We start from the raw sequence: 2,863 nt of genomic DNA, 5'->3' as shown, positions 1-2,863 counted from the left end.
CTCCCGCCGGTTCGGTTGGATCGGGTACGCCAGCACCACCGGGCCGGCCGGGTCCGGCAGCCGTCCGCTCGGCCCCGGCGCCGGTGAGCACCAGCGGCCGGACCGGCGCGTCGGCGAAGCACGCCTGGGCCGGGTCCAGGTCCAGCGAGCGGGAGACCACCACCAGGGTCGGGTACTCGGTGAGGCCGTGCTCCCGCCGCCAGGCCCGACGGTCCGCGCTCAGCCGGACCGCCCGGTAGCCCTCGTGGCGCAGCGTGCCGGCGGCTACCACCAGGCCGTCGCAGAGCATCCGGAGCAGGCCGAAGACCCGCTTGTCCGGCTCGCCGGAGAGACCGGCCGAGTAGCCGTCCACAGTGACCGCCCCGTCGGCGCTGGCCACGAAGTTCACCCGTAGGTGGGGCCGGTCGCGGCGGCCGTAGAGCGCGGCCAGCTCGGGGTCGGTCAGCGGACCGGTCGCGGGCGCCGGCCAGACCCGCGAGATGGAGGTCGCGGCGCTCATTCGCCGGCCGGACCGGTGACCGGAGGGGTGGGTTCGGGGGTACGGTGCTGACAGTCGCACCACTTCCGGCCCGGACAGTCGTCGTGCCGCCGATCCCGGCACGCTCGGCAGATCATGCTGGCAGCCTAAGCCGAGGGAGGATGGGACAGCATGTCGCGGCAGATCTTCCAGCTCAAGGTGTCCCTCGTCGGGGTCCGGCCGCCGGTGTGGCGGCGGGTGCTGGTCCCCGGCGGCTTCACCCTGGACCGCGTGCACCGGGTGGTGCAGCACGCGATGGGCTGGCGGGACTGCCACCTGCACTCGTTCGAGATCGACGGACGCCAGTACGCCGAGCCCGACCCGGACGGCGAGCTGGCGGTCCGCGACGAGCTGGACGTCCGGCTCGACGCCGTGGTGGGCAAGGGCGACCGCTTCCAGTACGTCTACGACTTCGGCGACTGGTGGGAGCACGACCTGCTGGTGGAGGACGTCTGCGCCACCGAGCCGGACGAGCGCTACCCGGTCTGCCTGGCGGGGGAGCGGGCCTGCCCGCCGGAGGGGGTCGGCGGCCCGAGCGGGCACGCTGTCCTGCTGGCCGCCCTGGCCGACCCGGAGCACCCGGAGCGCCGCGCCATGCGCGAGTGGGCCGGCCCCGGCTTCGATCCGGCCGCCTTCGACGCGGCCCGGGCCACCACCCTGCTGCGCCGCTTCTGCTGATCCCGCCCCGACGCTGAACCCGCTCCGGCGGCAACCCCGGGGGTCGACGCGGTAACGATCTGGGAACGCTCCCAGCGGCCTATTGACACCCCTGACACCTCCCGGCAATCTCATGGGAGCGCTCCCGCGAGTGGCGTGGATCTCATCCCTGCCCGCTCGCGGGACGCCGTCGGTGACCGGTCCGGATCGGCGACGGCGAGCCCGCGCGACAGCACCCCCCACCACACAGATATCGCCTCACCACCGAAAGAGGGGTCTCGGATGAGCGTCCCAACCCGCCGCCGGCGGTTCGCGGCCATCGCGCTCGCGTCCGTCGCGGTGCTCGCCACCGCCACCGCCTGCGGCGACGACTCGTCGGACAGCGGCAAGAGCGACGGCCCGGTCACCCTGGTCGTCGACGTCTTCGGCGACCAGGGCTTCGGCTACGACGAGCTCTACAAGCAGTACGAAGCGGAGCACCCGAACGTCAAGATCCAGGAGCGCGGCAAGGGCCTCGGCCTGGGTGACTACAACACCCGGCTGACCCAGCAGATCACCGCCGGCTCGGGCGCCGGCGACGTGGTGGCCCTGGAGGAGGGCACCATCGTCCAGTTCTACGCGCAGGCCGACAAGTTCGTGAACCTCGCCGACTACGGGGCGAACGACCTCAAGGGCAACTTCCTGCCGTGGAAGTGGGAGCAGGGCACCACCCCCGACGGCAAGGTGCTCGGCCTCGGCACCGACGTCGGCTCGATGGCGCTGTGCTACCGCAGCGACCTGTTCAAGGCCGCCGGGCTGCCCACCGACCGCGAGCAGGTCGCCGCGCTCTGGCCCACCTGGGACCAGTTCATCAGCACCGGGCAGAGGTTCGCCGCCGCCGACAAGAAGCACAAGTTCGTCGACTCGGCGACCAACTTCTACAACGTGGTGCTCATGCAGATCGCCGGCCAGGGCACCGGCTACACCTACTACGACAAGAGCAACAAGCTGGTCATCGACCAGAACCCGGACGTCAAGTCGGCGTACGACATGACCACCAAGATGATCGCCGCCGGCCTGTCCAACAACCTCCAGTCGTTCTCCAACGAGTGGAACGCCGGTTTCAAGAACGGCACCTTCGCCACCATTGCCTGCCCGGCGTGGATGACCGGTGTCATCAAGGGCCAGGCCGGTGACGCGGCGGCCGGCAAGTGGGACATCGCCAAGGCCCCCGGCAACGGCGGCAACTGGGGTGGCTCGTTCCTGGGCGTGCCGAAGTCGAGCAAGCACCAGAAGGAGGCCGCGGAGCTGGCCAAGTTCCTGACCAGCGCCAAGGGCCAGACCGAGGCGTTCAAGAAGGTCGGCAACCTGCCGTCCTCGCCGCAGGCCCTCGCGGACCCGGCGGTGGCCGACTCGACCAACGACTACTTCAGCAAGGCCCCGGTCGGCAAGATCTTCGCCGCCGGCGCCAGCGACCTGAAGCCGGTCTACCTCGGCCCGAAGAACAACGCGGTCCGTACCGCCGTGGAGAACACCCTCCGCGCGGTGGAGCAGGGCAAGTCCGCTGAGGAGCAGTGGCAGGCGGCGCTGAAGAACGGTGCGGCCGCCGGTAAGTGATCCGGCCCGGCCATCCGCGGGTGGCGTCGACTCCGGCAGTCGGCGCCACCTGCGGTGCCCACCCCCGGCGGCACCCGTGTGGGCGGGTGCCGC

3 protein-coding genes are annotated in these 2,863 nt (G+C 71.5%); 2 read left to right on the top strand and 1 reads right to left on the bottom strand.

Features of this window, described 5'->3' with window-relative positions; genetic code table 11:
* On the bottom strand, nt 1-499 hold a 499-nt coding region (locus tag ACWEVO_RS34240), incomplete at its 3' end, for a dihydrofolate reductase family protein (RefSeq protein WP_452311556.1).
* Nucleotides 500-649: 150 nt separating this feature from the next.
* On the opposite strand from ACWEVO_RS34240, the gene ACWEVO_RS34235 reads away from it, so the two are divergent.
* Both ACWEVO_RS34235 and ACWEVO_RS34230 read left to right on the top strand, forming a co-directional pair.
* Entirely contained in the window at nt 650-1,195 is a 546-nt protein-coding gene (locus ACWEVO_RS34235; protein WP_452311555.1) for a plasmid pRiA4b ORF-3 family protein, read from the top strand.
* A gap of 261 nt (nt 1,196-1,456) precedes the next feature.
* On the top strand, nt 1,457-2,770 hold the full coding sequence (locus ACWEVO_RS34230; RefSeq protein WP_452311554.1) for an ABC transporter substrate-binding protein: 1,314 nt from the start codon (nt 1,457-1,459) through the stop codon (nt 2,768-2,770).
* The last annotated feature ends 93 nt before the right edge of the window (nt 2,771-2,863 follow it).

Source organism: Micromonospora sp. NPDC003776, assembly GCF_053605645.1.
This window is presented reverse-complemented; position numbering and strand designations above follow the sequence as displayed.